Source organism: Pedobacter sp. HDW13, assembly GCF_011303555.1.
GTDB lineage: Bacteria > Bacteroidota > Bacteroidia > Sphingobacteriales > Sphingobacteriaceae > Pedobacter.
In genome coordinates, this window is sequence record NZ_CP049868.1 from 1,527,438 (window position 1) to 1,552,346 (window position 24,909).

Sequence of the window (24,909 nt, forward strand, 5' to 3'; positions counted from 1 at the left end):
GCTAATATAAAGAAACAGGAAGAATAGGCCATAAGGAAGCTATGTAACTTATTGAAGATACTCTGCTTGGGTTTCCTATAAAATGGTTACACGCAAGGCTTTTAAGCCGCTTAAACCTTGCAGATCTTCTAAATCAAGATCTTCGGTTTCAGCACCCAACACACTTGTTTCCTGCAGGTATTTTACAAAGGGAAGGTAATCGTCTATGTCTCTTTTATTGAAATAGATTAAGGCCAGTTTCTCAGGCTGGGTTAGCCGCTCTTCGGAGTTGCGGATAAGTACTTTGTCGATCCTTTTTTTAATCATCTGGTACCTGATATTGTAGGCACCTTCAACATCAAACTTTCTTTCATCGATCCTAAAACTGATATCGATCGGATGATTGTGGATAAAAATCAACTGGGTAGTAGCCAGTTTAACGGGCAGATCGGATTGGCGTTGCTGCACCATTTTGGCAATTGCTGCCATTGATGAAAGTTGCCACAAACGCAGGTTCTTCAGGTGAAAATGATTGAAAATCCGGTCTGGAGCAATAGACTGGCCAATGTAAATATCGTACTCCACACCATCGGTCCTGAATTTTTCGAAATAACAGGGAAAAGATTCCTGCAGCTTTTCGCGTTCAGCTTCGAAGTAATTATTTATATCGGTATTAATCAACTGCATGGACATTTCTAAAGCCTGCCGGTTTTTATACACCTTGCCCCCCTGCACAGCAATGTTTTCGAGATATTGATCGATAATCTTCTCCGTATTGGGATGCGATAGCGAAATGAGCTTTAAATAATCGGTGGTTTCTTCGTTGAGGAAAATATTCAGGCTGTTCTCATCGGTTGTATTCAACTCCTCGCCCTGCAAAGTATTATTCCATTTGTTGCAATTAAAAATAATTTCGACAAGTAAGGCATCGCTATACGTTTTACTGAGTTGTTGGAGTGTATCGCGGAGCAGGCTCAAGTGCAGATTAAGATCAGCTTTGCTGGCTAAATTTCTTTCGATTGTAGAGTTTCTGATATCTATTGCCCCATAAAATGGATAAACATCCGTAAAGCTGATATCATCAGTGCGCAGGGGCAAATTCTTTTTCTTATCGTGCAGGTAATGCCAGGCAGCTTCGTTAAATTTCCATTGTACTGCAGGTTGTATAGATGTATATTTCTCTTTGATAATGTTTTCGATCTCGAGGTTAAATTCATCAATATAAACCTGCAACAGCTGTGCAATAGGTGCCAACACCTGTTCCAATAGTGTAATTTTCTTTTCATCGAAAGTTTCACCAACCCAGGTATGCATGCCTAATACCCCAACTAAAACCTGATTATGGAATACTGGTAAAAGCGCCATCGATTTTACATTGAGTTCTCTAAACCGCTCTAACCAGGGGAACATCTCTCTGCTTTCGGCCCAGATATCGGGCGAATAAAAGGAATTGGGGTTCGCCGCATAGCCCTCGGCAATTTGCTGAAAAGCTTCGGGACTTAAGGTTTCTTCTCCCCATACCGAGAAAAGCAATCCGCTGCCTCCTTTTACATAACCATAAACCATTTTATTGTTAACCCTTACAAAGGGAAAAAGATCGAATTGGATATTGGCATTTTTCACCAGGACTTTAAGCGATTGAATTACTTCTGAATAAGCTACACCCTCGTTGCCCGGAGCACGGCTCAACCGCACAGCTTTAATATTTTCTACTGCCTGTCTTGCGGTAACATCGGTTATGGTTAGCACCGAAATGCCCCTGAGTTCGAAAAGTGATAGCGGTAGCGCTTGCTGCAACTTATCAAGCCCCGATTCTTCACTCAAATATTGTTGCAATTCCCTGTAACTGAGTTCGGGCAATGGTTGTTTAGCTTTTACCTCAATAAAACCCGTATTTACTCCAATGTGAAAATAGCCCGGCAAACCGGTATCTGAATTGATGCCCGAGTGGTATTTTTCCTTTAATGGCGCATGGAAAGCATATAGTTGGTTCAGAATAAAGGAATATATAAAATGCAGGCGATCCCGCTGGAGCTGTTCAGCTGTTCTTGAACCCGCGAAACTGTTCTGATCTTTTTCTTCATGCTCGAGCAGTTCATACATCAGCTCAGTACCATAAAAAGTAATGGGTTGCATGGGCGCACAAAGTCCCCAGGCCTGTTGATCTTCGGCTAAAGATACCGGCGAAAGACAGGCATACATATGCTCGAGCAATAACTCGTGCTGGTAAACCTCTTCGAGCGCAATAACCTGATTGTCGATTCCCTGCTTTTCAAATTCTTTTAATGCATTGCGATAAAGTGCAGACTTTACGGTTTGCTCTTCTTTAATTTTATAGTGTAGGTATTGTATAAAGGGGCCAAAAGAGATAGCTGAATCTACGTTAGGTAAATCTGCATAATTCAGGGCAAGATTAAATATACGCTTCTTCATCTCTTTAAACTTTAAATCATACGGGCAGCAATCCAAACGGTAACAGATTGCCCATTGCTAAGATAAAAAATTGAAGCGATATTCAGCTACCAGCCAATGGCCTTATCATCCCCCCGCGGATCTGCCCCACCCTGATAGTTACCCCATTGGGTCCTCAAAATAGCGTCCACCCTTCCAATCGATCCTCTTGGTACAATATTATAACCTTTAGCCTTTAATTTTTGGGTGGCCAGGCTATCAATTGCCTCTTTTTCTACATACACTTCGTCGGGTAACCACTGGTGGTGAAATTTTTTAGCCGCTACTGCTTGTTGCATCGACATACCGAAGTCAATTACATTAATAATGGTTTGGAATACCGAAGTAATAATGGTTGAACCTCCCGGGGTACCCACAACCATAAATAATTTTCCGTCTTTTTCAATAATGGTTGGTGTCATCGAGCTTAACATTCTTTTATTTGGTGCAATGGCGTTGGCTTCGCCACCAACCAAACCATACATATTTGGTGCACCGGGTTTAACCGAAAAATCGTCCATTTCGTTATTAAGCAGAAAACCTGCACCTTTTACTGCAACTAATGAGCCATACGAGCCATTTAAGGTTGTGGTAATCGAAACTGCATTGCCATCGCGGTCTACGATAGAAAAATGTGTGGTTTCTTCATGCTCCTTTCCTTTAATTTCGCCGGCCAGTACTGCACTACTTGGTGTTGCAGCAGCCCAGTTAAAATTTGCCATGCGGTTTTTATTATAGTCAGTATTTAATAACTGTTGTTGCGGAACCGCATAAAAATCGGGGTCGCCTAAATGTGTAGCCCGGTCTGCATATACCCGCCGTTCAGCCTCTACAATTACCTGCACAGTTGAATCGGCATTGTGTCCCCATTTTTTTAAAGGATAAGGCTCTACTGATTGGAGCAACTGAATTAAGGCAATGCCACCGCTACTCGTTGGCGGCATGGTAATAATTTTATAATCTTTATAATTGCCTGTAATGGGTTTACGCCAGGTGGCATGGTAATTTTTTAAATCTGCTTTGGTAATTAAGCCCTTACCGCGTTGCATTTCGGCTACAACCGAGTCGGCCACAGCACCTTCGTAAAAACCAGCCCTGCTTTTTTCCTGAATAAGTTTTAAAGTATTGGCCAGTTCTTTTTGTACCAATACATCATTTTCCTGCCAGGTATGCTCTAAATTTACAAGCGCTGTACCGTTAGGATTAAAATCCATCAACTTTCTGTGCAGACTATTCAGCTCGGTGGCCTGACGATTAGTAATTTTAAATCCGCTTTGCGCTAAATCTATTGCTGGTTGTAACACCTGTGCCCAGCTCAGCTTTCCGTATTTTTTATGCGCTTCGACCATGCCATCAACCGACCCGGGTACGCCTGCAGCCAGATGCCCATACAAACTCTTGTCTACTATCGGACTACCTGAAGCATCCAGATACATATCCCTGCTCGCTGCTGCCGCTGCTTTCTCTCTAAAATCTAAAGCATTTGTTTCGCCATTTGCTCCTCTGTACACCATAAAACCACCGCCACCTATATTACCAGCATTGGGGTAAACAACGGCAAGAGCAAACTGCACTGCAACCGCGGCATCAACTGCATTACCACCTTTTTTTAAAATATCGACCCCAACCTGCGAAGCTTTGGGATGGGCAGAAACCACCATACCGTTTTTATATTCGCCACTGTTGTTCTTACCTAATTGCCCGGTTACACAACCCGCCAACAAAACAACCACGCTGAGGTAGGTTAACGACCTTTTTAAATTATTGAGGGGCTTTGTAGTTCTCAGCATCTTTATATATCTTTTCAATTACTTCGTTATTTTTCTCTGTAATCACTTTTCTTTTTAAGCTTAATTTTGGCGTAAGTTCACCACCATCAATGCTCCACTCTTTAGGCAATAAAGCAAACCTTTTTACTTGCTCCCATTTACCAAAACCTGCATTTGCCGCTTCAATAACTTCGTTATATTTAGCTAAAACCTGCTCGTTTTTAATGAGCTCATCTATTACTGTAAAGCTAATGCCTTTTCGGCCTGCCCAGGTTTTTAAGGTTTCGAAGTTAGGCACAATAAGCGCCGAAGGAAATTTCCTGTTCTCACCCAAAACCATAATCTGTTCGATAAAGATCGACTCTTTGTATTTATTTTCGAGCATCTGTGGTGCCACATATTTACCACCTGCTGTTTTAAACATTTCTTTCTTACGATCCGTAATCTTTAAAAAGCGACCATCTACCAGTTCGCCAATATCGCCTGTATGGAACCAGCCTTCCTCATCTATCGCCTCGCTGGTTAAATCAGGGCGGTTGTAATAACCTTTCATTACCTGGTGCCCGCGGGTTAGTACTTCGCCATCTGCCGCAATTTTTACTTCTACACCTTTAATTACTTCGCCAACGGTGCCAAACATGGTGCCTCCAAAATGGTTTACGGTAATTACAGGCGAAGTTTCGGTTAAACCATAGCCTTCGAAAACCGGCATACCAGCTGCCCAGAAAATCCTGGCTAAACGCGGGTTTAACGCTGCCCCACCTGATACAATTACCACAATTTCTCCGCCCAGGGCTTCCTGCCATTTTTTAAAAACCAGTTTACGGGCAATACCCAGTTTTAAATTATACCAGGCACCTGCGTTAACCGAATATTTCTCGGCCAATGCAACCGACCAGAAGAAAATGCCTCTTTTAACACCTGTTAAAGCTTTGCCTTTCTCCATAATCTTATCGTACACTTTTTCGAGCAGACGGGGAACGGTAGAAAATGCATTAGGTTTTACATGCTGAATATCGGCAACAATGGTTTCCATACTTTCAGCATAATACACTGCAGTAGAGTTGAACAGGTACAAATAAATGATCATCCGTTCGAAAATATGCGACAAAGGCAAAAAGCTAAGCCCTTTTTTAACACCTTCGGGTATTACAACTGATGAGTTGACAAAGTTGGCCACCAGGTTATTGTGCGTTAGCATTACCCCTTTAGGGGTGCCTGTTGTACCTGAAGTATAAATCAAAGTTAAAACGTCTTCGGGTTCAACTTTTGCCCGATAATCGTCGAGGTTGATCTCTGTCGCCACTTTGCCATCAGCTATCAGTACATTCCAGTTTTCCGCTTCGGCAATTTCGTTGAAACTATAAATCTTAATGGCCGGATTTATGGCATCGGCACAGGGTTTTATTTTTTTATACAATTCTTCGTCGGCCACAAATACGATCGAAATCTCAGCATCCTTTAATATAAACTGAATATCGTGTTCGGCCAGTGTTGGGTATAATGGAATTTGGTAAGCCCCTATTTGGTTGGCAGCAAAATCGGCAATGTTCCATTCGGGCCGGTTGTGCGACATTACAGCCACTCTTCCGCCTTTATTAATACCTTGTTTAATTAATCCGCGACTTAAATTATCTACCGCAGTACAAAAATCGGCTGTACTATAATTTATCCATTTCCCCTTAATTTTTCCGCTGATGAATTCCTTCTTGGGATTTTCGAGGCTATATTTCAAAAGATCAAAAACCCGTTTAATTTCTGCCGCCATATGAATTGTTATTATTTGGTTAAGTTAAAAAATCAATCATAAAGATTGATCATTATGTGTCTCTTTAATTAAAATAATACATCCTGCTTAGCCAAAAGCTGTATTTATTCTGATCAAAAATTTAAAACTAAACTTAGCAATTACAAAATTACTATGCAAGCATTGTTTTTTAATCGTTCCTGATTTTGACCTTAAAAACAGAAACGGCATTAAAGTTGTTAAGCTGATAATTATTTTACAAAAACATATCAATTATGAAAAAGTTATTTACAATTTTAGGATGCATTGCATTATTCGCACTGAGTACAACAAACGTTAAAGCTCAAAACTATAAAACCGGCTTAGGTTTAGGTATCGATTTTGGTGATGGTGCTACTTTGGTAGGTCCATCTATCAGACACCATTTTAGTCCAAAAGCTGCTATTCAGGGTGATGTTCTATTTGGTGGTAACTCTACAATTATCCAGGGCTTTTTACAGTACAATTCTTCAATTCCAGGCGCAAGAGGTTTAGACTGGTATATTGGTGGAGGTCCTTCAATTCAATTGTATGATGGTGGTTCTAACTTTTTTCTGGTTCCGATGGTTGGTTTAGATTATAAATTTAGCGGTGCACCATTGGCTTTAGCTTTAGATTGGAGACCAAGAATTTATTTGGGCAGCAACGACAGTGATTTTAATGCCGGCCGATTTGGTTTAGGTTTTAGATATACTTTCTAAGCGAAACGTAGCGCGCAGGGTGCTAAGCATAAAAAAATCCCGTAAGATTAATTTCTTACGGGATTTTTTTATGCCCAATTGAGCGCTGCTAACTGAAAACTGTTAACTAAACTCCTGTCCATTTTTTCAATACAGCTTTTTGAGCGGCTGTTGCATTTTCGTTAACGGTTGCCTTTAAGCGTACATTTGGATTTTCTTTAAGGGTTAAAGAAAATTCTTTCTCCAGGCCATCCCTGATTACTTTAACGCTTAGCTGATCGCCTGCTTTTTTATTGGTAATAAGCGGCAAAATATCTAACGAAAATTTAGGATCTTTCAGTTTTACACTTTTCAATGCTTCACTCAACGACAATCCATCAATTTGCACAATAACATCGTTAACGTTTAAACCATTTATCCAGGCAGCCGAATTTCGGACAACCGAAGTTACTTCTAAACCAATATTACCCAACTGAACTGCAGCACCGGTAACGGGTTTCCCTGGAGTGGCATTTTCGGTCGCAACATCAACACCAGCATAGCCGAAATATTTTACATACTCTACATCATCAACACCGTTAACGTATTTTGCCCAGAAATTGGTAAAACTAATTCCCGATATTTTTTCAACCATGGCTTTAAATTCGGCATCGGTATAGCCGCGTTTTAAAGTTTTGCACTGCAAGTACATGGCTTTCATTACATCATCCAAACTTTTAGCGCCTTTTGTAGCATTAATAATTTCGAGATCCATCAAAATACCAATTACCTCACCTTTATTGTAGTAAGAAATTGAATTGTTTTTTGAGTTCTCGTTCGGACGATAACCGATAATCCAGGCATCGTAACTAGAAGAAGCGGCTGATTGGTATTTGGCACCAGGTGTATTTAAAACTGTACCTACACCTCCTGCTAAATCTTTCAAAAATTCGTTTACATCAGTAAAACCTGCACGGTGCAAATATTTATTCTCATAATAAGAGGTAAAACCTTCGGCCACCCAAAGGTTAGTGGTGTAATTCTCGTTATCGTAATCGAAAGGGCCTAAAGCAACAGGACGCAAACGTTTCACATTCCAAAGGTGGTGATATTCGTGCGCAACCAAACCTAAAAAGCCTTTATAACCTTCGACAGTATTGTAAGCATTTCTGGTAGCGCCTAAAGTAGTAGAGTTTAAATGCTCTAAACCACCGCCACCTTTTAAAAAGTTATGTACAATAAAAAGATAGTATTTATTAGGGTTTTCGCCATAAACTGCAGTTTCTTTCTCTACAATTTTAGCCATATCTACTTTAAGTTTTTCTTTATCGTAGTTACCACCACCATACATGGCCACTTCATGGCGAACACCCGCAGCAGTAAACTCAAAAGTATCCTGGTTACCTACTTCAATCGGGCTATCATATAAAATATCAAAATCAGTAGCTTTATAAGTAAACTGTTCGCCTGTAACCGGGGTTAAGCCTGTTGAAACTTTAGACCAGGTATTAAAAGGAATAATTTTAACCGTACTTGGCGATTTAATCATGCCATCAGGGTGCATAAAAATTGCAGTAGGCGATAAAAATGCATGCGACTCATCGATAAATGCAGTACGAACAGAAATTTCGAATGCATAAACGCGGTAATTAATCTGAATATCTTTGGCATTTGCCGAAAAGATTCTCCAAATATTTTTTCTTACTTTTTCTACTTTAACCGCTTTACCGGCTGCAGAAGCTTTAAACTCTTCTACACTTTTTTCAAATTCGCGTACCAGGTAAGAACCAGGGGTCCATACCGGCATTTTTACATCTACATAATCTTTTGCCAGTCCAGAAATATTCATCTGCACCTCTGCATAATGTGCTTGTGGTTCTTTAAAAGAAACCTCAAAGCCTATTTTTACCTGCGCCTTCGCTGCCATAATACACGTTAGTAGTAAAACTAAACTTAAAATTGATTTTTTATTAAACATATTCACTGTGTTTTGCTGCAAATTTAGATTTATTGATGGGTTTTCAGTATGAAATAGCTAAATGTGGTGTAAAATTTTCATTGTATCACAGTTGATAGTTAATGGTCTTTTGGTCAGCCAAACTATAAACGTCAACCATAATTCTTGCCTTTAACTAAGTTGTAGCATATAAATGCCAATTACATCTTGTTCACGAATAGTTAACTCCCAGCTGAAAACTGCAAACTCCAAGCTGTAGCGCTGTAACATCCTTAATACAACAAATTTAGGACTAAACTATTTGGATATTTTTGCCCTCTAATGCTAGGGTATTAATGCTATTTTAATGTCCGGAACAAGCACGACACAAATTTAAACATGAAGAAAAGGTATATTTTTTATGCTGTTTTAGCTCTGGGCCTGGCCTATCTGGTATATTACAGAATTAACGCAAACAAAAAACTAGAGGGAAAAGGCGGAGCTTCTGCCGGTGCAGGAAAAGGTAAAGCAGGCGATAAAGACGGAAAATCGGCGCCGCTTGTGGTAGATGGTATTGTGGTAAAACCGGTATCGTTTAACAACGACCTGGAAGTAACCGGCGCCATTGAAGCCAATGAATCGGTAGTATTAAAAAGTGAAGTATCGGGGTTGGTTACCGGAATTTATTTCCAGGAAGGCACCACTGTAGCTAAAGGAAGTGTGCTGGTAAAAGTAAACGATAGAGATATACAGGCGCAATTGCAGGATGCGCTAACCAAGCAAAAACTTTCTGCCACCAACGAAAATCGGGCAAAACAACTGCTGGCCAAGGGGCAATCAGTCAGGAAGAATACGACACGGCCCTGGCAGATTTAAAATCTTTACAGGCACAAGCGCAATTAATCAGGGCGCAATTAGCAAAAACTACTATCCGGGCGCCTTTTACAGGCCGGGTGGGTTTACGCAGCATCTCTGCCGGAACCTATTTAACACCTGCCACCGTAATTGCCAATCTGGTGAGCACCAATCCGGTTAAGGTTACCTTCTCCGTACCAGAGAAATACGCCGGTCAGGTTAAAATAAATTCTGAAATTATTTTTACTACCGATGGTTCTGCCAAACAGAACAAAGGAAAAGTATATGCCATAGAGCCGGGTATTAATGCAGCAACACGCACTTTACAAATCAGGGCTTTGGCGCCAAATGCCGATAATGCACTATTGCCGGGCTCATTTGCCAAAATTAAACTGGCCTTAAACACCCTTCAAAATGCGATCCTGATCCCTAACGAAGCTGTTATTCCGGTTTTAAAAGGCAAAATTGTTTATATACAGAAAGATGGCAAAGCAAAGGAAGTTAATGTAGAGGCCGGTACCCGTACCGATGAAAACATTGTAATTACTTCGGGATTAAAAGCAGGCGACACAGTTTTAACCACAGGCTCGATGGCTTTGAAGAAAGATGCGCCGGTTAAAGTTCATTTGGTTAAAGAATAATTATGAGCATCTCCACCACGAGTATAAAAAGGCCTGTTCTGGCCATTGTGATGAACTTGCTGATTGTCCTTTTCGGGATAATTGGCTATACCTTTCTGGGGGTGCGCGAGTACCCTTCTATCGATCCGACGGTGGTTTCGGTAAGAACCTCCTACCCTGGTGCCAACTCGGATATCATTGAATCGCAGATTACCGAACCGCTTGAAAAATCGATCAATTCGATCGATGGGATCAGGAATATTTCTTCGTCCAGTAACCAGGGAGCCAGTAACATCACCATTGAGTTTAATCTCGATAAAAACATTGAAGAGGCAGCCAATGATGTTCGTGATAAAGTTTCGCAGGCAGCCAGAAACTTGCCTAAAGATATTGACGGATTACCTGTTGTAAGCAAGGCCGATGCCAACTCTGACCCGATTTTATCGATGACGATCCAGAGTGATAAGCGCAATACACTCGAGTTAAGTGATTTTGCCGAAAATGTAATTGCAGATCGTATTCAAACCATTCCGGGAGTAAGTAGTGTTCAAATTCAGGGGCAGCGTAAATATGCCATGCGTATTTGGATGGATCCGAATAAACTGAGCGCTTATGGCTTAACCTCGCAGGATATTGTTACCGCTCTGGACAATGAGAACGTAGAGCTTCCATCGGGAAAAATTACCGGGGCCACTACCGAACTGACCGTAAAAACCCTTGGTAAATTGACCAACGAAAGCCAGTTTAACAACCTGATCCTCAAATCAGACAGCAACCAGGTAATTAAATTAAAAGATGTGGGTTATGCCGTTCTGGGGCCTGAAAACGAGGAGACTATTTTACGCGAATCGGGCAGACCGATGGTAGCCATCGCTATTATCCCTCAACCCGGAGCCAATTATCTCGATATCAGTAAAGAGTTTTACAAACGTTTCGATAAATTAAAGGCCGATATCCCACAGGATATTAAATTAAAAGTAGCCCTAGATAATACCCTTTTTATCAAACGTTCGGTTACCGAAGTTGCCGAAACCATCGGTTTATCGCTGGTACTGGTAATTTTAATTATTTACCTGTTTTTTAGAGACTGGGCCATCGCCTTCAGGCCGTTGATTGATATTCCGGTGTCGCTCATTTTCACGTTTTTTATCATGTATGCCTTTGGCTTTTCGATAAACGTATTGAGTTTACTGGCCATTGTACTGGCAACAGGTTTGGTGGTGGATGACGGTATCGTTGTTACCGAAAATATCTTCAAAAAGGTAGAAGAAGGCATGTCGCCATTTGAAGCTGCCATAAAAGGATCAAACGAAATCTTTTTTGCTGTAATATCAATCTCTATTACACTTGCCGCAGTGTTTTTACCGGTAATTTTCTTACAGGGATTTGTGGGTCGTTTGTTCAGGGAATTTGGGGTGGTAATCGGTGCTGCGGTATTGGTATCAGCTTTCGTTTCGCTTACCCTTACACCGATGCTAAATGCCTACCTGATGAAAAAAGGCGGGCATAAACCATCGCGTTTCTACAACTGGACTGAGCCTTATTTTGTAAAGTTAAACGATGCCTACGAATCGAACCTGAATAAATTTTTAGATAAAAGATGGCTTTCCGTACCGATTATCCTGGTATGTATGGGCCTTATTTTTCTTTTCTGGAAGATACTGCCAAAAGAAACTGCCCCGTATGATGACCGCAGTGCCATCAACATTAACGTATCTACGCCAGAAGGAGCTTCTTTTGCCTATACCGATAAGTTTATCATGAAACTGAACCAGTTGGTGATTGATTCTGTTCCAGAAAAGAATGTGAACATTACCATCAGCTCACCAAGTTTTGGTGGCTCGGGTGCTGTAAACTCAGGTTTTGTGAGGATGGGTTTAACGGATCCGGAAACCCGTGAACGTTCGCAAAAGGATATTGCAGATATGCTTACCCGGATAACCAAAAAATACACAGAAGGAAAAACAATTGTGAGCCAGCAGCCTACCATTTCAGTTGGTCGCCGGGGCGGCTTACCCATCAGTTACATTATTCAGGCACAAAATTTTGAAAAGCTACGTGAGAAAATTCCATTGTTTATGGATGCGGTAGCCAAAGACCCTACATTTACAGTTTCGGATGTGAACCTGAAATTTAACAAGCCGGAAATTAACCTGACCATCGACCGCGACAAAGCCAAAAATTTAGGTGTTTCTATTTCAGCCATTGCACAAACTTTAAATTTAGGACTCAGTGGGCAAAGGTTTTCTTACTTTTTTATGAACGGGAAACAGTATCAGGTAATTGGCCAGTTCGATCGCGGCGACAGAAAAGATCCTTTGGATTTGAGCTCGGTTTATGTACGTAATGATAAAGGCGAACTGGTTCAGCTCGATAATGTGGTTACCGCTAAAGAAGAAAGCAGCCCGCCACAATTGTACCGGAACAACCGTTTTATTGCGGCTACCGTTTCGGCAGGCTTAGCGCCGGGTAAAAGTATTGGCGAAGGTATAGATGCCATGGATGCCATATCTAAAAAAGTATTAGACGAAACCTTCTCAACCGACTTGAGTGGCGAATCGCGCGATTTTAAAGAAAGTTCATCTAACACATTCTTTGCCTTCGGCCTGGCCCTGTTGCTGGTTTATTTAATCCTTTCGGCACAGTTCGAAAGCTTTAAAGATCCGATTATTATCATTTTAACAGTACCTATGGCCGTTGCCGGAGCATTTTTATCGCTCTGGTTATGTGGCCAAAGCTGGAATATCTTCAGCCAGATTGGTACCATTATGCTTATTGGTTTGGTAACTAAAAACGGCATCTTAATTGTAGAGTTTGCCAACCAGCTTAAAGAAAAAGGCATGGCCATTCCCGAAGCCATCAGAGAAGCTGCAGTTTCACGTTTACGCCCTATTTTAATGACCAGTTTGGCCATTGCCATTGGCGCCTTGCCTATTGCACTTGCTTTGGGTGCGGCTGCAAAAAGCAGAATGAGTATGGGAACCGTAATTGTAGGTGGTACGTTATTCTCTTTGGTATTAACACTGTTTGTAATCCCAGCCATTTACTCTTATTGGGCCAAACCTTACAAACCGAATAAAGAATTAAAAGAAGCCCATCGTTTTGAACAGGAAGCTTTACATATAGAAGAATAAGATGAGCAAGAAATTAAGAATATTTATCCTGCTGATAAGCTTATCGCTTTCGGGTTTTGCACAGCAAAAGCTAAGCCTGCAAGAAGCCATTACCATTGCTTTACAGAATAACTACGATATTAAAATCAGCAAAAATCAGATCGACATTGCAAAAAACAATGCCAATATTGGTAATGCAGGTATGTTGCCTAATCTTTCGGGAAGTTATACCAATGGCGGGAGTATCCAAAATACGCGGCAAACGCCTGCAACCGGGCCAGATAGGGTAATTACGGGTGCCAAAAGTACCAATAACAGTTATGGTGCCGATTTAAACTGGACCATTTTTGATGGTTTTAGCATGTTCGCCAATTACGACCGCCTGAAGGAGCTGCAAAAACAAGGCGAGCTGAATGCCCGTTTAACCATTTTAACTACCGTAGCCGATGTAATTACTGCTTATTACGATGTGGTAAGGCAACAACAGCTGGTTATCGCTGCTGATAGTGCTATGGATGTTTCCGTTTTGCGCGCCAATATTGCCAAAACAAAATTACAACTCGGCCGCGGCTCAAAACTGGATGTATTAAGCGCACAGGTAGATTACAATACAGATACTTCAAGCTACCTGCAGGCAAAAAACACTTTGCAGGTGGCCAGGGTACGTTTAAATCAGTTAATGGTGAGGGATATTAGCACTTCATTTTCGGTAGAAAATAAAATTGATGTAGATAAAGGTATTTCGTTTAGTAAAATGGCCGAAATGGCCGAACAACAGAACCCAAATGTGCAAAACGCATTTATTAACCAGCGCATTGCTGCTCTAAATCTAAAATCAATCCGCGGGGCTAGGTACCCATCGGTAAGCTTAAATTCGGGTTACAGCAGGGCAAACAGTACCAGCCCAACAGGCTTTAACCAAAAATTTGCTGCAAACGGATTTACCTATGGCGTTACCGCAAGTATTAATTTGTTTAATGGCTTTTTACAGCGCCAGCAAGAGCGGAATGCAAAAATAGAGATAGATAACTCTGCCATTACCCTAAACAAAACGAAGCTGGATGTAAATTCGCAATTGCTTACCGCATACGAAAATTACAATACCTATCTGGATTTGATTAAGCTTGAGCAGCGAAATGTAGATATTGCCAAAGAAAATCTGGATATTACCTTAGCGAAATATCGCTTAGGCAGCATTGCCCCGTTAGAACTGAGAGAAGCGCAGCGTAATGCCATTGATGCACAAAACCGTTTCATTGAAATGCAGTATCAGGCCAAAATAGCCGAAACCACATTAAAAGCAATTAGCGGAAGTATTGATTTGATTAAATAAGCCGGGCGGGATTAATCTGAAACGCACAAATAAAAAATTGTTGTTTACGGTTAAAAAACATTAGGGACTGTTATTAAAGCTATTTTTGTAATTAAAAACACAATAATATCTGATTGTTGGTTAAAATACGTAAACTATTGATTAAAAACCTTTAATAAAGCACATGGTGGTTAAAATACTGCTAATAAGCGTTAAAATGAGGTAACGAAATTATTTCAAGTTTAAAATTCTGTAATTTATCTTTATATTTAATCCATGATACTTGTTGCAGATAGTGGCTCTTCAAAAACCGATTGGATGGGCTACCACAATGGCGAAACAGTTAAGTTTAGCACGCCGGGAATAAATCCTTATTTTTTAAGTGAGCAGGAAATTTCCAAGTTAATTTCTAAAAACGAATCCTTAATCCAATATGCAGATGAGGTTAAAGAGATTTATTTTTTTGGGGCGGGTTGCTCCTCTCCTGATAAGCACGAAGTGGTTTCGAACGGGCTATCAACCATTTTCACCAAAGCTTTTATTTCTGTAGATCATGATCTTTTAGGTTCAGTGTATGCTACCTGCGGAAATGCCGAAGGCTTAAATTGTATTTTAGGTACAGGGTCTAACATTTGTTATTTCGACGGTAAGAAAATACACGATGGCCACCACGGCTTGGGTTATGTTCTAGGCGATGAGGGTTCGGGTACCTTCTTTGGAAAAAAAGTATTGTTAAGTTACTTATACAATAAAATGCCTTCAAACTTAGCAGCAGAGTTTAAAAAAACCTTCCCTGCAGAAAAAGAGCAGATTATTACCAACGTGTACCAAAAACCATTTCCAAATATATATTTAGCAGGTTTTAGCCGTTTTATGGCTAACCACAAAGACCACCCTTTTATTCAGGAAATATTAAGAAAAGGCTTTCAGGAATTTGTAGATACCAACGTTAAAGATTATCCCAAACATAAAAATGTACCCTGCCATTTTGTAGGTTCTATTGCCTACTATTATCAGGACGCACTCATTTCGGTATTGGTAGAAAACGGCATTGAGCCCGGCAAAATTTTACAAAAACCAATTGATGAGCTGTTTAATTTTATTTTGCACAAAGAGGGCATCATTCAGCAAGCCAGTTAAATCAAAATCTACTTTAAAGCTATAATAAATTGTTAAAATATGCTTAAGATTGTAAACATAAGCCCACAAACTTTTGTTATACTTTTAACAGCATATAATTGCGAATACATATGAAGAGAATACTGGTAGTAGATGATGATATTGAGGTTTTAGAAACCATACAATTGATACTGGAAATTGGCGGCTTTAAAGTTTCTGCACTAAATGACGGGGAAGAAATTTTCAACCGGATAGCGCAGTTTAACCCTGATTTGATTTTACTGGATATTTCGCTTGGACATATAGATGGGCGTATTTTGTGCGAGCAGTTAAAGTCTATTGAAAGCACTTCAAAGATTCCGATTTTACTGATTTCGGGCTTATACGATCCCAAAGATTTTACCACGCTAAACTATGGTCAGGATGATTTTTTATCTAAACCTTTCCAGATGGATGTGTTGTTGAAGAAAATTTCAAAAATCCTTTCGCTTGAAGAAGATCAACCTAGTTTTCTTTTGAATTAAGCGTAACATACACGATTTTAAAGCCAAAGAACCCAGCGTTTTTTGGCTTTCTTTTTAGCGCCATTCCCTCTCCCTCTTCCATCTGTCATTTTGGCAAATAAAACCCTTTGGAACAACCCTTGTTATGCAGGATATAGATTAAACAATTTATTCACATATGAGCATACAGGAAAAAGGAAATATCTCGATACATACTGAGAACATCTTCCCGATAATTAAGAAGTTTTTATACTCTGATAACGAAATTTTTCTTCGTGAGTTGGTTTCTAACGCGGTAGATGCAGTTCAAAAAATTAAAAGATTAGGCTCTTTGGGCCAGTTTAACGGCGAAGTTGGCCAGCCATTGGTACAGGTTGCTGTTGATAAAGAAGCAAAAACCATTACCATCAGCGATAATGGTTTGGGTATGACTGCCGAAGAAATCAAAAAATACATTAACCAGGTAGCATTTTCAGGTGCAAGCGAGTTTGTAGAAAAATTCAAAGACGCCAAAGATGCCAACGAAATCATCGGTAAATTCGGTTTAGGTTTCTATTCAGCATTTATGGTGGCAGATTTGGTTGAAATCCAAACTTTATCATACCAGGATGACGCTGAGCCTGCACGTTGGGTTTGTGATGGCAGTACCGAATTCGAAATTACCGAAGGTACCAAAACCAATCGCGGTACAGATATTATCCTGCATGTAAACAAAGATTCGGAAGAGTTTTTAGAAGAATCAAAACTTCAGGAAATTCTTGATAAATACGCTAAATTTTTGCCTGTTCCAATTAAGTTTGGTACCAAAACAGAATCTGTTGAAGATGGTGTTGATGAAGAAGGTAAAGCAAAATACAGCGATGTAACCGTTGATAACATCGTCAATACCACCAACCCTATATGGACAAAAGCGCCTGCAGATTTGTCAGACGAAGATTACCTGAATTTTTACCGCGAATTATATCCATTTTCGGAAGAGCCTTTATTCTGGATCCACTTAAATGTAGATTATCCGTTTAACTTAACCGGTGTGTTGTATTTCCCTAAGTTGAAAAACGACTTTGAAATGCAACGCAACAAAATCAAATTATACTCGCGCCAGGTGTTTATTACCGACGAGGTAAAAGATATCGTACCTGAATTTTTGATGTTATTGCATGGTGTAATCGATTCGCCGGATATTCCGTTAAACGTATCACGTAGTTTCTTACAGGCCGATAGCAACGTTAAAAAGATCAATAACTACATTACCAAAAAGGTAGCCGATAAACTTGCTGAATTATTTGCAAAAGACCGTAAAGCTTACGAAGATAAGTGGAAAGACATTGGTCTTTTTGTTAAATACGGAATGATTAGCGAAGAGAAATTTTATGATAAGGCTAAAGATTTTGCATTGGTTGGCAACACCAAAAACGAGCTTTATACCTTACCAGAATACAAAGAGAAAGTATCGCCTTTACAAACCGATAAAAATGGTAGCGTGGTTTATTTATACACCAACGATGCTGCTAAACAGGATGCCTTTATACAATCGGCCAATAAAAAAGAGTACGATGTACTGGTACTGGATTCGCCAATTGATAACCATTTCATCAATCAGTTAGAGCAGAAGCTTGAAAAAACATCAATCAAACGTGTTGATTCGAGCGTTGCTGATAAGCTGATTGAAAAAGATGAGCAAAACGAGCACGTTTTAACCGAAGATCAGGTTAAGGAAGTAACCGGCATTTTCGAAAAAGCCATTACCAAACCTGGTATGCATGTAGAAATTGTGGCTTTACACCCTGAAGAGTTACCTGTTACCATTACAATGGATGAGTTTATGCGCCGTATGAAAGATATGGCTGCTATGGGTGGCGGAATGGGCTTTTATGGCCAGATGCCAGACAATTACAAAGTTGCCATTAACGGTAACCATAAGTTAATTGGTAAAATCCTTAAATCGGAAGAGGCTGAGCAAAGTACCTTAGCTAAGCAAGCAGTAGATTTAGCCTTGCTGGCACAAGGCATGTTAACCGGAGCTGAGTTAACTGCTTTCGTTAGCAGAAGCGTAGAGCTAATTTAAGCAATCTTAAAGCTAATATATTTAAAGGGGAGACCATTTGTGGTACTCCCCTTTTTTGTGGTTTAATAAAAAATCAAGGCATAAAAAAAGTCCCGATTTACATCAGGACCTTAGGTAAGAATTTTCGGGAACTCTTAGATTAAAATTAATATTTTATTAGCTGGCTAATACGCCTTGTTTCTGATCTACATTAAAGTAATCTTTATGCTCTTCGATCATTTTAGCAATAGTTGCAGCTTTAGTATCAGTGATTTTAAATTCAAACGCAGGCTCCTGGTTTTTCTTTGATCTAACCATTTTCTCTGTGTAAAAACGGTACACTAAACCATTGGTTAATAAACCATATTTAGCTTTTGTTTTACGGAAATACTTAGATAAGCGCGAATCGTGGATATCTAAATTATCGTTATGGTGTTTACACTCAACCAGAATAGTTGGCTCGCCATCTTTCATAATGGTGTAATCTACCTTTTTACTTTTCTTAACCCCAAAATCTAAAACTGCTTCAGACTGAACCTCAGAAGGATCGAAGCCTAAAATTTGAATAAAAGGCATTACTAAGGCATTCCGCGTTAAATCTTCAGATTGAACTTGTGGAAGCATTTTCTTAATTCTTACGGCAAATTGCCCGATTTCGTCTTTTAATTCCATGGTAATATCTTTGTTGGTAGTTAATTTTTTAAGTTATATTGATTGAATACCGAGTTAGCCGTGATGATGATCTGATCTAAACTTTGTTTATCGAAAAAATTCCTGTTCAACATATCAACCATATAAGTCAGTTTAGTAATATCACCGGCGCGCATGGTAAATTGAAAACTTTTCATCCCATCTTTAATCGCCTGCTGAACGTAATTACGCACAACCAAAAAAGATTTTCTAAAAGCGTATTCGCTATCCAGCTTACCTTCTACCAAATTTTTCATATCGAGATTGCTGTACTCATTCTGCATTCTCTGATAAATATCTGCGTTCACCCCCTGTTTTTTGAGGATCCCGTTGTAGTAGATCTTATTAAGTAAGTACTCGTATTCGTTGTGTTTCATTTTAGAGGAAGATAGATGTAGGGGAATATTTTTCTTATTTTTCGGTATTATTTACTTTTCTTGTTTTTTCTATTGTTAATTTTTAACCCAGTATTGTATGGCCTGTTTTTAATTTACTTATCTACAGGCTACACAAGATTGGGCAGGCAGATGTTTTTCATCGGGAGCTTTTTAACACTTCCAATTATTTGTTTTTGGCAAACAGTTTAAAGATTAGAAAAAGAAGTTAGGCTGGTAAGTTTTTTACATCAACCCCGGAGAATTTTACACGAAACCCCCGGTTTTTTCAGATAAAACTGGGGAGAAGTTTTTTTTAGCCCTATTATTAAATCAATGCATTTTTATTTAACTTGCAATCAAATCATAAAAACAAACATATTTAATAATCATGAATCTAAAATGCGTTGTTATTGACGACGAGCAACATGCAATTGAGGTACTAACGGATCACATTGCCGAAATGCCTGGTTTAACGGTTTTTAAGACTTTTACCAGCCCTGTACAGGCACTTACAGAAATTAGTGTTGACGATGAGATTGATTTATTGTTTATGGACATTGACATGCCAGGCATAAACGGTCTGGAGTTGGCTAAAAACATCAGAGAGAAAGCGAAATACCTGATATTTACTACCGCACATCCAGACTACGCCCTACAAGCATTTGATGTACAATCGGATCAATACTTACTTAAACCAATTTCCTTTGCAAAATTTGCATTAGGCATTGACCGGATTTTAAAGAAAGAGGCCAACGCTGCAAAAGCTACTCCGAAAGAAGCTGATCAGGTTGCTGCCCTTTACATTAAAGGCGATCATAAGTATGCTTTTTCGAACATTGCCATTGATGAGATACTTTACATCAAGGCTTTGCAAAATTACATCCAGATAATTACCAAATCTGAAACCCATACAACCTACCTTACATTAAAGGAGATCGAAAAAGCGCTTGAAACTCATGCGTTTATCAGGGTAAACAAATCAAATATTGTTGCCAAAACTGCCATAAAAAAGGTTGATGGCAATATTATACGTTTGGTAAACAATGAAATGATACAAATTGGCGAAGGTTATAAAGATGCTTTCTTTGCCTATGTTCAAAGTAGTTTACTAAAATCGACTAGAAACCAGTAGTAGTAAGCACAATGATGCTCCAGGTACCATTAGTGGCAATTGTTTGACTTTGATCGGTAATTGGATTGGTTTCAAAGTTATTTTGGTCTTTGATACTTTTATAAACGAATACTGTTTTTTTAGTCAATTTGGCTGTTTGTTGCATTTTCATGATTGAATATACTTTAAATGTTAGAATTATATGAAGAACGGCTATTAAAAAAAAATCGCCCGTTCGTGAATTATTAAAAGTTATTAAAAGCGAACTGTTAACTAGATAGCAAAAATCCAGGTACCGTTTGTTGCAATAGTCTGGCTTTGATCGGTAATTGGGTTAGTACTGAAGTTGTTTTGATCTTTAATGTTTTTATAAACAAATACAGTTTTTTTTGCAAGTTTAGTTGTGTGTTGCGCTTTCATGGTATATTATTTTAGATGTGATTTTTTATTGTTGTTATTAATTTCTGTAAAGGTGCGGCAGAAAAACAACTACCACTATTTTTTTACACAAACCCCCATTTTTGGGAGATAAAAACCGCATTTCAATAGATTAAAAGCAAAAAAATGAATCTTTTAAATTTAAAAACCTTCTACGAAAAGTATAAGTCTCATCTAATTGTGTGGGGTATTTACATCATTTACGAAGTATTTATTCTAGGCTTACTGAGCAAAAGATTTCAACCGCCCGCCATTTATGTGGTAATCTATTTAACCAATATTTCTGTTTTTTATACCTACTCCTTTTTTCTGAATAAGGTACTCGACGGAAGTAAGGGCACCTTAAAAATTTTAAAGATTTTCCTGCTAATTGCACTTGCCATTTGTACATATATTATTACTACCCATTTACTGGGGCTCCTGCTTGTACAACTCCACCTGTTTAAGGTTGAGGTGCCGCTTGCGCTCAGTATGAATTTTGTTTTAAACTGTATTTACCGCTCGTTATTATTTATTGGTTTTGCTACCGGTTACGTTTATATTAATAAATCATTAGAAGAGCGAAAGAAGGTAGAGGCGCTGGAAAGGCAGAACCTGGTTACTCAAATTGAAAAACAGGCGTTGGAAAATGATTTAGTACAATCGCAGAATAATTACCTGCGCAGTCAGATTAACCCTCACTTCCTGTTTAATACCTTAAATTTTATTTATAATGATGCCCGAAAAAAGGCTCCTATGGCTGCTGATGCCATTATGAACCTTGCCGAAATGATGCGCTATGCCCTTAAACGGCCTGAAGCATCAGAGGTAGTTCCTTTAAGTGAAGAAATTGAGCAAATTGAGCACCTGATTAATCTTCACAAGCTCCGTACCGCCAATACCATTAACCTCGAACTTGAGGTAACCGGAGATTTATTCGGACTCAGATTTCCACCTCTTATCCTGTTAACTTTAGTAGAGAACATTTTTAAACATGGGAATGTTTCGCATTCTACCCAACCGGCACAGATAAAGATTGTTTACCAGAACAATAACCTGAATATCACCACCATCAACATGATTAACGATAATAAGGGCAAGCAAACAGAAAGTCACCATGTGGGAATTGAAAATATTGCGAAACGCCTGAACAATTTTTATGGTGAGGATTATATGTTCAGGTATTATAAAGACCCGTTAAACCGGTATATTACAGAAATAGATGTAAATATTGTAAATCCAATGGCCAGGTTAAACCGTTAACGGGCCATTGCATTTTGACGCTGAATTTCCTTTACCAGGAAATAATACATCACCATTTCATGCGTACGCTGATCTTTATTAAACAGCCTGTTTACATGCATGTGCATTAAATCGCTAAATAGTTTTGCCTGCTGTGTTGACTGGGTATGTTTTAGCATACCAATCAATGAAGCAGATAAAGCATTAAAGTTCTGCTGCTGATCTTCGTTTAATCCGCCAAAAGGAGCTTTTCTGAATTCCTGGTACTGACTGTTCAGCTGTTTAAAATCAGTTGCATCTAAATGATGTTCGCGGTTAAATGCATCAGAAATTCCGCTAATCATTTTAAACAGGGTTGGGCGGTCGGTTATTTTCGAAACAACCAGCGTTGATACCAAAGCTGCACAAAGTTTATACTTATCAAAATGATTGGGCTGGGTTTCAAAAAGCGAAAGTACAAATGCGCTGTCGACGGCAAAATGTTTTTCTACATTTTCAATATTATCACTTCCGTAACGCTCAAGCTCCCGTTTATAGGTTTTAATCTGCACATCCGAAACCAGGCCACTGTTTAAAAGTATAGCCAGGTCTTCCATCAGGTCGGCAATTAGTGCCTGCGCCCTAAGTTCGTTTTGCAACCGCAACCTAAACCTGATGTGGTTTCCATTTTCATTGTACCTTATAAAAAACCAGGTTTTGATATCAGCTTCATGACTGGCAATGAAAGGTGCAATAACTTCGGCTAAAACCTGATCTGACCGCTGTTGGTGCGAATATATTTCGAAATACAGCCACTCCTTACCCGGCGGAAAAAAACGGGTTACTGCTGCAGATCCTGCATGGGCTGTAATTCCAGTATAAAGTTGTTGGTTATGAGTAAGACTTAAGATAAACTGCGAAAGATAAGGCTTCGATTTTTCATCAACAACAGCACTTTCCTCAGGAAAGGTAACTTCTTCCAAATAAATGCTGCTTTGTTTTTGCATGTACTGGAGAAAGGCATTCAGATCTTCATCGCTATCGAGTGCAAAACACAGCTTCTGATCGGCTACTCCTGCTTTAAAATATGGGCTTAGTCCTAATTTGGTCAGGTATTCGCGGCAACGATCAACCGGCAGATACTTTTTATCAGCGCCTAAAAGATTTTCCTTTTTGATTTTCCACTTGTTATTGCTCAAAACGATATTCTGGTACTGCAAGCGCGGATAATAATCCAGATCGGGGAATATGCTATCGAGCGGAATGGAAAGATTGCTCTGCAAACCCTGGTGTTGCAAATCGCAAAGTAGTCTGAATACCGAAAGATCGGAACGGGAATAATTATAGGCTGAGGCCAGGCGCGGTATTAACCGCTTATTTAACCGTTTAGAGCGGAGTATAACTTCTGTACCCCGTACCGATAGCTGTATATCATTCAAAACTAAAGGAGCAGCCGATGTGTCGAAATTTAAGATAGACAACTGGTGGTTATAAATCAGTTTTCTCCTGTTTACGTTATCCACAGTAGTCTCGACCATATAGGCTACATCGAAAAACAAAACGTCAGGGTTAGCTTCCTGTTCGATACGGGCAATACTTTTGGTATAACGTTCAACCGCTTCATCAGCCATCGTAAAACGGCCGGTTAAAGCATTTGATGTAGCTCCGCCTATCTGCTCGGCAAAAATAAGATCGTCTTGAACTGACATGATCATACTCAGCGAATTGGGCAGAGGCAAGATTTTTTCATTCGGCGTAAAAGAAAGCTTGTTCAAAAAAATGGTTTTTCCTTTTTCGAAACCTTGCGAAGAGAGGTTTGCACGCAACTGGTTTTTAACCTGCTCGCTTTCTGTTGTTTTTTTTGAGGGCTTGTTATTTAGCCTGGCTATAAAATCGTCGTTTTGCCCTGCCTGTTCCAGTTCATCATAGCCCACGCCCGTTTCGGGATCTAAGGCCACCAATAGCGAAATTTCCTGATCTTCGAATTTCCTTTTAAAACGTGTGGTAAATTGCCCAAGCGCACCTTGATCTTTGGCAGGCAAAATATCCTGCATTAATTTAGCTAATGCCGGAATTGCCTGAAGCAATCGCTCTTCAATATTTCCAGACTGAACGGCTCTTTGGGCAAGGAGATATTTAGGTAGGCCGGTAGTATCGTTAAAGCCAATACGCTCAAAATAATCAGCGCCTATAATGTTAGGGTCGTAATTAGTAAAAATGAGTTGCAGGTCGTGCATATCCTGCAGTAAGCCAAATAAACCTTCAAGTTCAGTATGCTCCAGTTGTAGTGCCTTAACCAGATCATTAACGCTGATAGGTGCTAAACAGCTATCTAAAATCTGCTTTACTGTATTATCGTAATCGAGTTCTGCCAGCTCAAACACTCCATCGGCACAAGCTATGTAGCGAATGCTGTTTGGTGTTAAGTAATAGCTGCTGTTGCTAAAAAGCATGCAGTTTTTAGGTAATATTTCGGCCAGCTGAAACCCGATATTGTTTTTTTGCGGCCAGTCAACCAGTTCGCGTACCTGCAATGCTTCCTGCACAACAATAGGTTCAGCAACGGGCTTTATGCCATTATCCAATAAACTAAAGCTGGCAAAGGTACCGTAAGGGGTTGCACGGAATTTAGACCTGTTAAAATACTTCCAGATGGTAAAATGGATTTTAGGTGGAAGACCGGCTAATTCGCTAGCCTTTACCTCTTTTATCGTTTCGTAAAAGGCTGCCGAAGAAATCGAAATGGCTTCTTTTAACTCCTCCCAACAATCAGTAAGTTCTGTTTGATATGAAAACTTAGGTGTTCTAAAAATTATTGTTGGTTGGATATGAAGTTTCATTGTGTTTAAATGGTAGGCGGAAAATTACAAAGATTAATTTAAAAAGGGCGATAAAAACAAAAAAGCCATCTCCTAAAAAGAAGATGGCTCACCGGGATGCTAATTTT

Annotated in this window: 19 protein-coding genes; 10 read left to right on the plus strand and 9 right to left on the minus strand. The window is 39.4% G+C overall.

Translation table 11 applies throughout. The annotated features are described in order from the left end of the window. Nucleotides 1–75: 75 nt before the first annotated feature. The 3 genes from G7074_RS06360 to G7074_RS06370 form a co-directional block, all read right to left on the minus strand. On the minus strand, nt 76–2,412 hold the full coding sequence (locus G7074_RS06360; RefSeq protein ID WP_166207496.1) for a GAF domain-containing protein: 2,337 nt from the start codon (nt 2,410–2,412) through the stop codon (nt 76–78). Between the two features lie 86 nt (nt 2,413–2,498). Next, a complete protein-coding gene (gene ggt, locus G7074_RS06365; protein ID WP_124560491.1) occupies nt 2,499–4,220 on the minus strand; it encodes a gamma-glutamyltransferase in 1,722 nt (573 codons plus the stop codon). After that, the gene (locus G7074_RS06370) at nt 4,192–5,967 is read right to left on the minus strand and encodes a long-chain fatty acid--CoA ligase (protein ID WP_124560492.1); all 1,776 of its coding nucleotides are present in this window, start codon (nt 5,965–5,967) and stop codon (nt 4,192–4,194) included. Before G7074_RS06370 ends, ggt begins: the two co-directional genes overlap by 29 nt. A 254-nt stretch (nt 5,968–6,221) precedes the next feature. Here G7074_RS06370 and G7074_RS06375 point away from each other — a divergent pair, with 254 nt between their 5' ends. After that, entirely contained in the window at nt 6,222–6,686 is a 465-nt protein-coding gene (locus G7074_RS06375) for a hypothetical protein (RefSeq protein ID WP_124560493.1), read from the plus strand. Nucleotides 6,687–6,792: 106 nt separating this feature from the next. Here G7074_RS06375 and G7074_RS06380 read toward each other — a convergent pair whose 3' ends face one another. Further along, nucleotides 6,793–8,571, minus strand: a complete 1,779-nt coding sequence (locus G7074_RS06380; protein WP_240916480.1) for a M61 family metallopeptidase — start codon at nt 8,569–8,571, stop codon at nt 6,793–6,795. Between the two features lie 408 nt (nt 8,572–8,979). Here G7074_RS06380 and G7074_RS27850 point away from each other — a divergent pair, with 408 nt between their 5' ends. The 7 genes from G7074_RS27850 (at nt 8,980) to htpG (ending at nt 18,167) form a co-directional block, all read left to right on the plus strand. Continuing rightward, a complete protein-coding gene (locus G7074_RS27850) occupies nt 8,980–9,456 on the plus strand; it encodes a biotin/lipoyl-binding protein (RefSeq protein WP_370526605.1) in 477 nt (158 codons plus the stop codon). After that, on the plus strand, nt 9,444–10,076 hold the full coding sequence (locus tag G7074_RS27855) for an efflux RND transporter periplasmic adaptor subunit (protein ID WP_370526640.1): 633 nt from the start codon (nt 9,444–9,446) through the stop codon (nt 10,074–10,076). Before G7074_RS27850 ends, G7074_RS27855 begins: the two co-directional genes overlap by 13 nt. 2 nt (nt 10,077–10,078) lie before the next feature. After that, a complete protein-coding gene (locus tag G7074_RS06390) occupies nt 10,079–13,189 on the plus strand; it encodes an efflux RND transporter permease subunit (RefSeq protein ID WP_166207502.1) in 3,111 nt (1,036 codons plus the stop codon). Between the two features lies 1 nt (nt 13,190). Next, complete coding sequence (locus tag G7074_RS06395) at nt 13,191–14,501, plus strand: TolC family protein (RefSeq protein ID WP_124560497.1); 1,311 nt, start codon at nt 13,191–13,193, stop codon at nt 14,499–14,501. 255 nt (nt 14,502–14,756) lie between these two features. Next, entirely contained in the window at nt 14,757–15,620 is an 864-nt protein-coding gene (locus tag G7074_RS06400; protein ID WP_124560498.1) for an N-acetylglucosamine kinase, read from the plus strand. A 110-nt stretch (nt 15,621–15,730) separates the two neighbouring features. Beyond that, nucleotides 15,731–16,123, plus strand: coding sequence for a PleD family two-component system response regulator (locus tag G7074_RS06405; protein WP_039471507.1), 393 nt, complete (start codon nt 15,731–15,733; stop codon nt 16,121–16,123). Nucleotides 16,124–16,280: 157 nt separating this feature from the next. After that, nucleotides 16,281–18,167, plus strand: coding sequence for a molecular chaperone HtpG (gene htpG / locus G7074_RS06410; protein ID WP_205944167.1), 1,887 nt, complete (start codon nt 16,281–16,283; stop codon nt 18,165–18,167). A gap of 156 nt (nt 18,168–18,323) precedes the next feature. Here htpG and G7074_RS06415 read toward each other — a convergent pair whose 3' ends face one another. Both G7074_RS06415 and G7074_RS06420 read right to left on the minus strand, forming a co-directional pair. Continuing rightward, complete coding sequence (locus G7074_RS06415) at nt 18,324–18,818, minus strand: type I restriction enzyme HsdR N-terminal domain-containing protein (protein WP_124560499.1); 495 nt, start codon at nt 18,816–18,818, stop codon at nt 18,324–18,326. 20 nt (nt 18,819–18,838) lie between these two features. Then, complete coding sequence (locus G7074_RS06420; RefSeq protein ID WP_124560500.1) at nt 18,839–19,213, minus strand: hypothetical protein; 375 nt, start codon at nt 19,211–19,213, stop codon at nt 18,839–18,841. Between the two features lie 388 nt (nt 19,214–19,601). Between G7074_RS06420 and G7074_RS06425 the strand changes: the two genes are divergently transcribed. After that, entirely contained in the window at nt 19,602–20,345 is a 744-nt protein-coding gene (locus G7074_RS06425) for a LytTR family DNA-binding domain-containing protein (RefSeq protein WP_124560501.1), read from the plus strand. On the opposite strand, the gene G7074_RS06430 is transcribed toward G7074_RS06425, so the two are convergent. After that, nucleotides 20,332–20,496, minus strand: coding sequence for a hypothetical protein (locus tag G7074_RS06430; protein WP_158674055.1), 165 nt, complete (start codon nt 20,494–20,496; stop codon nt 20,332–20,334). The genes G7074_RS06425 and G7074_RS06430 overlap by 14 nt on opposite strands. 101 nt (nt 20,497–20,597) lie before the next feature. Next, nucleotides 20,598–20,744 carry a hypothetical protein gene (locus G7074_RS06435; protein ID WP_158674056.1) on the minus strand — a complete coding sequence of 49 codons (147 nt, stop codon included), beginning with the start codon at nt 20,742–20,744 and terminating at the stop codon, nt 20,598–20,600. Nucleotides 20,745–20,888: 144 nt separating this feature from the next. Between G7074_RS06435 and G7074_RS06440 the strand changes: the two genes are divergently transcribed. Continuing rightward, complete coding sequence (locus G7074_RS06440; RefSeq protein ID WP_166207505.1) at nt 20,889–22,004, plus strand: sensor histidine kinase; 1,116 nt, start codon at nt 20,889–20,891, stop codon at nt 22,002–22,004. On the opposite strand, the gene G7074_RS06445 is transcribed toward G7074_RS06440, so the two are convergent. Next, nucleotides 22,001–24,802 carry a lantibiotic dehydratase gene (locus G7074_RS06445; protein ID WP_124560503.1) on the minus strand — a complete coding sequence of 934 codons (2,802 nt, stop codon included), beginning with the start codon at nt 24,800–24,802 and terminating at the stop codon, nt 22,001–22,003. The two genes, G7074_RS06440 and G7074_RS06445, sit on opposite strands and share 4 nt — an antisense overlap. Nucleotides 24,803–24,909: the final 107 nt, after the last annotated feature.

Excerpts from the sequence above, each read along its gene's own strand:
- G7074_RS06360 (WP_166207496.1), bottom strand. The coding sequence starts at position 2,412 with ATGAAGAAGCGTATATTTAATCTTGCCCTGAATTATGCAGATTTACCT.
- ggt (WP_124560491.1), bottom strand. The coding sequence starts at position 4,220 with ATGCTGAGAACTACAAAGCCCCTCAATAATTTAAAAAGGTCGTTAACC.
- G7074_RS06370 (WP_124560492.1), bottom strand. The coding sequence starts at position 5,967 with ATGGCGGCAGAAATTAAACGGGTTTTTGATCTTTTGAAATATAGCCTC.
- G7074_RS06375 (WP_124560493.1), top strand. The coding sequence starts at position 6,222 with ATGAAAAAGTTATTTACAATTTTAGGATGCATTGCATTATTCGCACTG.
- G7074_RS06380 (WP_240916480.1), bottom strand. The coding sequence starts at position 8,571 with ATGGCAGCGAAGGCGCAGGTAAAAATAGGCTTTGAGGTTTCTTTTAAA.
- G7074_RS27850 (WP_370526605.1), top strand. The coding sequence starts at position 8,980 with ATGAAGAAAAGGTATATTTTTTATGCTGTTTTAGCTCTGGGCCTGGCC.
- G7074_RS06390 (WP_166207502.1), top strand. The coding sequence starts at position 10,079 with ATGAGCATCTCCACCACGAGTATAAAAAGGCCTGTTCTGGCCATTGTG.
- G7074_RS06395 (WP_124560497.1), top strand. The coding sequence starts at position 13,191 with ATGAGCAAGAAATTAAGAATATTTATCCTGCTGATAAGCTTATCGCTT.
- G7074_RS06400 (WP_124560498.1), top strand. The coding sequence starts at position 14,757 with ATGATACTTGTTGCAGATAGTGGCTCTTCAAAAACCGATTGGATGGGC.
- G7074_RS06405 (WP_039471507.1), top strand. The coding sequence starts at position 15,731 with ATGAAGAGAATACTGGTAGTAGATGATGATATTGAGGTTTTAGAAACC.
- htpG (WP_205944167.1), top strand. The coding sequence starts at position 16,281 with ATGAGCATACAGGAAAAAGGAAATATCTCGATACATACTGAGAACATC.
- G7074_RS06415 (WP_124560499.1), bottom strand. The coding sequence starts at position 18,818 with ATGGAATTAAAAGACGAAATCGGGCAATTTGCCGTAAGAATTAAGAAA.
- G7074_RS06420 (WP_124560500.1), bottom strand. The coding sequence starts at position 19,213 with ATGAAACACAACGAATACGAGTACTTACTTAATAAGATCTACTACAAC.
- G7074_RS06425 (WP_124560501.1), top strand. The coding sequence starts at position 19,602 with ATGAATCTAAAATGCGTTGTTATTGACGACGAGCAACATGCAATTGAG.
- G7074_RS06430 (WP_158674055.1), bottom strand. The coding sequence starts at position 20,496 with ATGAAAATGCAACAAACAGCCAAATTGACTAAAAAAACAGTATTCGTT.
- G7074_RS06435 (WP_158674056.1), bottom strand. The coding sequence starts at position 20,744 with ATGAAAGCGCAACACACAACTAAACTTGCAAAAAAAACTGTATTTGTT.
- G7074_RS06440 (WP_166207505.1), top strand. The coding sequence starts at position 20,889 with ATGAATCTTTTAAATTTAAAAACCTTCTACGAAAAGTATAAGTCTCAT.
- G7074_RS06445 (WP_124560503.1), bottom strand. The coding sequence starts at position 24,802 with ATGAAACTTCATATCCAACCAACAATAATTTTTAGAACACCTAAGTTT.